Genomic DNA, 6,726 nt, shown 5'->3' with positions numbered 1-6,726 from the left:
TTAGCTCCTGGAGATGCTTTGTCAGGGAAAATGCTTAATGATCCAAATGTAGACCCTGAAGTTTTTGAAGAACGCCGTCAAGCATTAGGTTTAAATGATCCTATTTATGTACAGTACTGGAACTGGATAAGTGATGCAGCACAAGGCGACTTTGGAAATTCCCTCTTCTTTAATGGTCGTTCTGTTGCTGAATTAATTGAAGCTCGATTTGCTAACACATTGTATTTAGGTCTTTTCTCTTTAGCTATTACGGTAATTGTTGCTATTCCTATTGGCATTTATTCTGCAAGAAAGCCATACTCATTACTGGACTATGGGGCTACTGGTTTTGGTTTTTTAGGATTAGCTATTCCTAATTTCTTTTTTGGATTAATAGCAATTTACGTCCTATCGATTAACTTAGGTTGGTTCCCTTCGCAAGGGACATTATCCACTCCTGGACTTACTGGATTTGAAGCATTTATGAATCGTATTCATCACATGGTTCTCCCTGGTATTACACTTGGATTAGCAGGCACTGCAACTTATATGCGATATATGCGTTCCGAAGTGCTAGACGTATTAGGAAGCGATTATATACGTACAGCAAAGGCAAAAGGTATGTCGGAAAGTAATGTCCTCTATAAACATACGCTACGAAACGCACTAATTCCTATTATCACCTTAATGGGATTTGAAATTGGCGTGTTATTAAGTGGTGCTGTAATCACGGAACAAGTTTTTCAATACCCTGGATTAGGCACTTTATTTTTAAGCTCTGTTATGAACCGCGATTTTCCAGTTGTAATGGCGATTGCTCTCATACTAGGTATTCTCATTTTAATTGGTAATTTAATAGCTGATATTCTTTACAGCATTATTGATCCAAGAATACGTTACGATTGAGGTGAATAATAATGCAAACAAATACGGAAAGCACATTACCAACAGGACCGGAAAATGAGCCTATTGATCAACAACATCAACATAAGACACCATTTCAGTTAGCATTTAACCGTTTTAAAAAGAATAAGTTAGCTGTTATTAGCATTTTTGTACTTTTAGCTATTGTTATTATCTGTATTGCTGCCCCATTACTTACGAGTCAAGACCCAATTAAAACAGACGTAACAAATATTGAAAAAAGACCTACCGATGAACATATTTTAGGAACGAACGGGCAAGGGCAAGACAATTTCGCCCGCTTATTATACGGCGGAAGAATCTCTTTAATTGTCGGTTTTAGTGCCATGTTTTTTACGTTAGTCATTGGCGTTGTGCTTGGATCCGTCGCTGGTTACTATGGCGGCAAGGTAGATAGTATCATTATGCGTGGAGCAGATATTATGCTTATGCTACCATTTCTTGTACTTGTGCTAACGATTATCGCAGTTATTGATAAGATAACAATCGGAATATTTGTTACCATTATCGCTTTAACATCATGGCCTAATTTAACTCGTATTATCCGAGCTACATATTTATCACTCCGAGAGCAGGAGTTTGTACTAGGCGCCAAAGCCATCGGTGCAAGTGATATGCGAATTATCCGTAAACATTTTATTCCCAATGCGATTGGTCCGATTATTGTAAATGCTACGCTCATGATGGCAACATACATTATTGTAGAATCAGGGCTTAGCTTTATCGGTTTTGGCATCCCTCAGCCAACACCAACTTGGGGGAATATGATTTCTGAAGCACAAAACATTCGCATATTGCGAAATAACCCAGAAGCATGGATACCTCCAGGATTAGCTATTTTAGTAACCGTTCTAGCAATTAATTTTATCGGTGACGGATTGCGAGATGCCTTTGATCCGAAAAGTAAGCAACGATAACGATATATTCGAAGAACTTATCTTATCTATAAACCATGCAAAAAACTTACTGCTAACAATGAGCAGTAAGTTTTTTTGAAATGTCCTCTCTAAAAGAAGCAAACAATTAGTCAATGCATGGTCATTATCTTTGCTAATTGTCGAATGAGAATAAAAGGTATGAATAAAGCACGCGGATCTCTAAGAACGCTTCACTTTTTCTCAGTAAAATGATTATACTTGGCTTGTCGCCAAGTCTTTGGCGAAAGCCTTTGTTTTCTTATACTATTAACCTTTTAAACTTTATGCTTTCCTATAGTACAAGATAGAAAGTACATAAAATGCGTCCTTTTCCTATTCAAATAAACCACTATTCTTGATGCATTTTACCTTTATTGAAAATGTGAACCATTTCATGTAATTCATGCCGGAGATTGTCCAAATCTTTGGACTGATCAACAACTTCTCCCATTGCTGCACTTGACTGTTGGGCCGAAGCTGCAGTTTGTTCAATTCCAGCTGATGACTCCTCTGTAACAGAAGCTATCTCATGAATAGCTGCATTCATTTTACTGCTATTATCTTTCATTTCTTCTAAATGCGAAGATATTGTTTTTATAATTTGAACCATTTCATTGACCAACATGGTTATGCCATCAAATGTTTGTTGTGTTGCGTGAATTTGTTTGGTACCCGTTTCCACTTCCTCATAACTATTTTCTAGCGTATTCGTAACTAAATTGGAGTTATGCTTAATATGGGTAACAATTCCAGTTATATTTGTTACAGAATCGCTTACTTGTTCAGCGAGTTTTCTTACCTCATCTGCTACAACCGCAAAGCCTTTTCCATGCTCTCCTGCTCTAGCAGCTTCAATCGCAGCATTTAATGCAAGTAAATTCGTTTGTTCAGCAATATCTTGAATGGTTTGGACTAAATGGTTAATTTCTTGCGATTGTTCATCTAATTGCCTCACTTTATCTACTGCTTCTTTCACTATTTTATCAATTTGTTCCATTTGCTCTGAGGAAGATTTCATCATCTGCTCTCCTTCCTCGGTCATCGTCAAAATTTCTTGAGAAGCTTGATCGATTAACTTTCCTTGGTCGTTTGTATCACTCACTTTCGTACTAAATGTTTCCATATTCATCGCTAAATCACTTGCTCGATTTGCTTGTGTCTCTGAACCAACGGCTAATTCTTGCATGGTTGTAGCTATCTGTTCTGCTCCCTCCATCACTTCTTGAGCCGAGCGAGTAAAAGATTGTCCATAATTACTTACGGTATTTGATACATGATTAACTTTTCCCAAAAAATTGTTAATGTTTTCACTTATTGTATGAGTCGCTTCCATCATTTGCCCAAACTCACCGCCTGCATTTATAGGCAGTGGCTCTGGTTGCACCTTCCCCTCCGCAATACCTTTTATTCTCGCCCACAATTGATTGATCGGTATTGTAATGGATCGGACAGTTAGTACGCTAATAGCAACTACGAATAAAATGAAACTAGCAGTAAGTATGATAAACCAAGTTTGTGAATCTTTTGCATTAGAAACAGCTTGCGCTTTTTTATTTTCCAGCTTTTTCGTTTGGTTATCTACCATTTCTTTTATGATGGAACTAACTTCAGAACCTAAAGTTTGAACGTTTGCTAAGTTACTTGTCGGTTCTCCATCACCTATTTTATTAAATCGCTTTTTGACTTCTTGCTGCCATTCTTTTTGTTTATTGCTTAGTTCGTGCCATTGTTTAGCTGATGCTATCGTCTGTACTTCTTCTATTAAATTCTTTCCTTCCGTTTGCATTTGTTCATAGTCTTTACGGAGCGGATCTTCTTTATTTAATAGAAACGCCATAGCTAATGCCTGTTGCTCTAATAGATTTGCATGAAGACGTTCAACTTTTTGAACAGCCGCTACTTCCGTACTTATAACTGATTTTACTTCCTCATTAACTTGCTTCGCTGTATAAAAATGATAAACAGCTGTTATTATAAGTGCAACTATAATAGCAACGTAACCAATAATTAATTTATTTTTAACATTGTTAAAGCGTAGGAATCTTTTCATTTGGTCATCCCTTTCCACTAAAATATTCTTTTCTTTATTTATATCGGCTACTATTTGTGTAAATGGACATTTTCCTTATATATCTTAAAATTCAGACATTTTATTCTTATGCGTTTTCCTAGAAGTTATCCATATTATGCACGCACAACAGGCAACCAACGATTTTAATTTTTATTTACATACTGAAAAAGCGGTTAACAAAGCGCTCAGGTTTCTATATACTTATACTATTAAGGAGGGATAAGAAAATGGATAAACTCGCTGTGTTTTGTGGTTCCAGACCAGGCATCTCACCGACATACTCAGAAGCAGCTACAAAGCTCGGGAAAGAACTAGCTAATCAACATATTACGCTCATCTACGGTGGTGCAAGTGTTGGTCTCATGGGGGCTGTCGCTGATGCCGTGCTAAATGAAGGAGGCAAAGCAATTGGGGTTATACCAGAATTTCTTAAAAACAAGGAAGTCTATCATAAAAATCTGACGGAACTAATCATCGTCGACTCGATGCACGAAAGAAAAATGACAATGGCAAATTTAGCGGATGGTTTTATTGCTTTACCAGGAGGCCCTGGCACCCTCGAGGAATATTTCGAAGTATTTACGTGGGCACAATTAGGTTTGCATCAAAAACCATGTGGACTTTTAAATGTAAACAGCTATTACAACCAACTACTTCATTTTTTCCAGCATATGCAGGAACAACAATTTATGGAGCAAAAGCACCTCGATGTTGTATTGTCTGATACGAATGCAAAAGAGTTAATTGAAAAGTTTCGTCATTACGAGCCACCAGCTATTAAATCGTTTTTAAGAGCACATCAAACATAACCTATTTGCATTGCTTCTAGCCAAGTTAAAAAATTTATAGATTTTTTAACCGAACAAAAAGACGAAAAAAGTAAAGGGAACCCTCAATCAGTAGAAATATATCTTATGAACAAAGAGGCAAGCACCCGTTTAGCAACATAGCTAGTGGAACGAATCAACGAAAGTTTTAGGAAGCCTGCCACTAAAACAGAGGTATGCCGACACCCTAAGGCAAGCCCGTTTTTAGTCGGCCTTCCTATTTATCACAAACCGATGGTGACTTAGCTTAGGGCAATGAAGTGAAGTCGGACGTGGCTATTCCGTTAAAACGGTATCCCAAAGTAACAAATTTTTATACTTTCTTATCCTTTTAGAAAAACTTGGCTTGTCGCCATAGAAAATTGGCGCTATGCTTTCGTTTTTCTCATCATTTTCTAATCTTCTACTTATCTCATACATAGAAAAATAGGTTATCATTTCTTCCAAGTATCTTTTTCTTTTAAGATTAAGAATATTTCTAATTGGTTTTTTGAAGGGAAAATGATGCACTACCATGCTATACTGTACTAAAGTAAAAAATGGAGTTGGTTAGTATGGACCCACTAGATATCATGATGAAGCTTGATCAGATCGTTCCATACTTCGATCCGATTATAAGTGCAGAGAATCAATTCATTATTGGGTATGAAACGATTCCCTATTTTCAAGACGAGGAAAAGGAATTACATAATCTCCTTTGGTTTTTCAAAGACAAAAGCATTCCGAGTGACTTTAGGCTAGAGCTTACGCATACAGTATTACAAAAAGTGTTAGATAAATATATGGCGACAGATAAGACACAACTGCTATTTATTCATTACGATGCAAAACTGTTACTGAAAGATAACGGGGACAGTATGCTATCTATTTTACAAACCTATGAAGAACAAGGATTAGCTTTAAATAAACTTGTGCTACAATTTACGGAAGCCTTTGTTAGTGAACATATTGCTTCCCTTAAGCATTTATTTGCATACATTCAAACATTCGGCATTCAAATCGCTATTGATGATGTAGGAGAAAAAAACGGAAACTTAGATAAGTTAGCTTTAATTAAGCCTAACATTGTCAAAGTCGATGTTTCATTTTTACGAGAAGACGATCTGCCTCAATTGTATCAGGATGTTCATCACTTACTTTCTATGCTTTCGCGCAAAATTGGTGCTGCGCTATTATTTAAAGGTATTACTTCTTTTCACCAGCTAAACTACGCGTGGAGAAACGGTAGTCGCTATTATCAAGGAGAGTATTTAGAAAAAACACAGCCAAGCTTTATTCCAATTGACAGTTGCAAAGAAAAGGTCAAAAAAGACTTTCTTCATTTCATCAATTACGAACGAAAAAAAATGAAAGCACAACTAGAATTAACGGAAAAAATAAATACGCAAATAGCTAAAACATTAAAGACAATTGATCCTCATGCCCCTTATGATGAAACGATCCTTGCTGTTGCGAGCGATTGTAATGATTACAGTTTCCGAGTTTATATTTGTAATGAGGCTGGATTTCAGCTATCTGCAAATGCGGAAAAAGGCGCAGATGGTATATGGTGTCTACAACCAGAAGGAAGGCAAAAAAATTGGAGTTGGCGACCTTATTTCTTTGAAAATATTGCCCGCATGAGTATGGAAAAGAAAGGGATATTATCTGATTTATATACAGATATTGAACGCGATGAACGTATTCGGACATACTCTTACCCTATTACTTCAGACCGTTTTATTTTCATTGACATCCCTTATGATTTTCTCTTTGAACAGGAAGGTCTCCTATAAACCAAATTAGCAGTATCTCTTATTTATCATGCCATTCTCCGTTGTTCCAACTACAGAACTGAAATGGAGCATATTCTTGGATAGTTTATAAAATGTCCTTTGATTCAGTAGAAGTTTTTTTACTTCTACTGGATCAAAGGTAAAGTTAACCTTCAATTAGTAAGGTGTTTTCTCATTTTCTACTTCATTGTTTTATAGCTTTAGAAACAACGACGATGCTAATAGCACGTATT

Annotated in this window: 6 protein-coding genes; 4 read left to right on the top strand and 2 right to left on the bottom strand. The window is 36.5% G+C overall.

Features of this window, described 5'->3' with window-relative positions; all coding sequences use genetic code 11:
• Positions 1 to 885, top strand: an 885-nt coding sequence (locus HLX49_RS12575; protein ID WP_296362285.1) for an ABC transporter permease, incomplete at its 5' end; no start/stop codon positions are given.
• Positions 886 to 896: 11 nt separating this feature from the next.
• The gene (opp4C, locus tag HLX49_RS12570; RefSeq protein WP_073011743.1) at positions 897 to 1,820 is read left to right on the top strand and encodes an oligopeptide ABC transporter permease; all 924 of its coding nucleotides are present in this window, start codon (positions 897 to 899) and stop codon (positions 1,818 to 1,820) included.
• 349 nt (positions 1,821 to 2,169) lie between these two features.
• Here opp4C and HLX49_RS12565 read toward each other — a convergent pair whose 3' ends face one another.
• A complete protein-coding gene (locus tag HLX49_RS12565) occupies positions 2,170 to 3,870 on the bottom strand; it encodes a methyl-accepting chemotaxis protein (RefSeq protein WP_296362273.1) in 1,701 nt (566 codons plus the stop codon).
• A 248-nt stretch (positions 3,871 to 4,118) separates the two neighbouring features.
• On the opposite strand from HLX49_RS12565, the gene HLX49_RS12560 reads away from it, so the two are divergent.
• Entirely contained in the window at positions 4,119 to 4,700 is a 582-nt protein-coding gene (locus tag HLX49_RS12560) for an LOG family protein (protein ID WP_296362271.1), read from the top strand.
• A gap of 294 nt (positions 4,701 to 4,994) precedes the next feature.
• On the opposite strand, the gene HLX49_RS12555 is transcribed toward HLX49_RS12560, so the two are convergent.
• On the bottom strand, positions 4,995 to 5,165 hold the full coding sequence (locus HLX49_RS12555; protein WP_176087271.1) for a hypothetical protein: 171 nt from the start codon (positions 5,163 to 5,165) through the stop codon (positions 4,995 to 4,997).
• A gap of 107 nt (positions 5,166 to 5,272) precedes the next feature.
• Between HLX49_RS12555 and HLX49_RS12550 the strand changes: the two genes are divergently transcribed.
• Entirely contained in the window at positions 5,273 to 6,493 is a 1,221-nt protein-coding gene (locus HLX49_RS12550; RefSeq protein ID WP_077702549.1) for an EAL domain-containing protein, read from the top strand.
• Positions 6,494 to 6,726: the final 233 nt, after the last annotated feature.

Source organism: Virgibacillus sp. (assembly GCF_013393565.1).
Lineage (GTDB): Bacteria > Bacillota > Bacilli > Bacillales > Amphibacillaceae > Virgibacillus > Virgibacillus dokdonensis.
The sequence above is the reverse complement of the archived record's forward strand: the minus strand, read 5'-3'. Positions and strand labels throughout refer to the sequence as shown.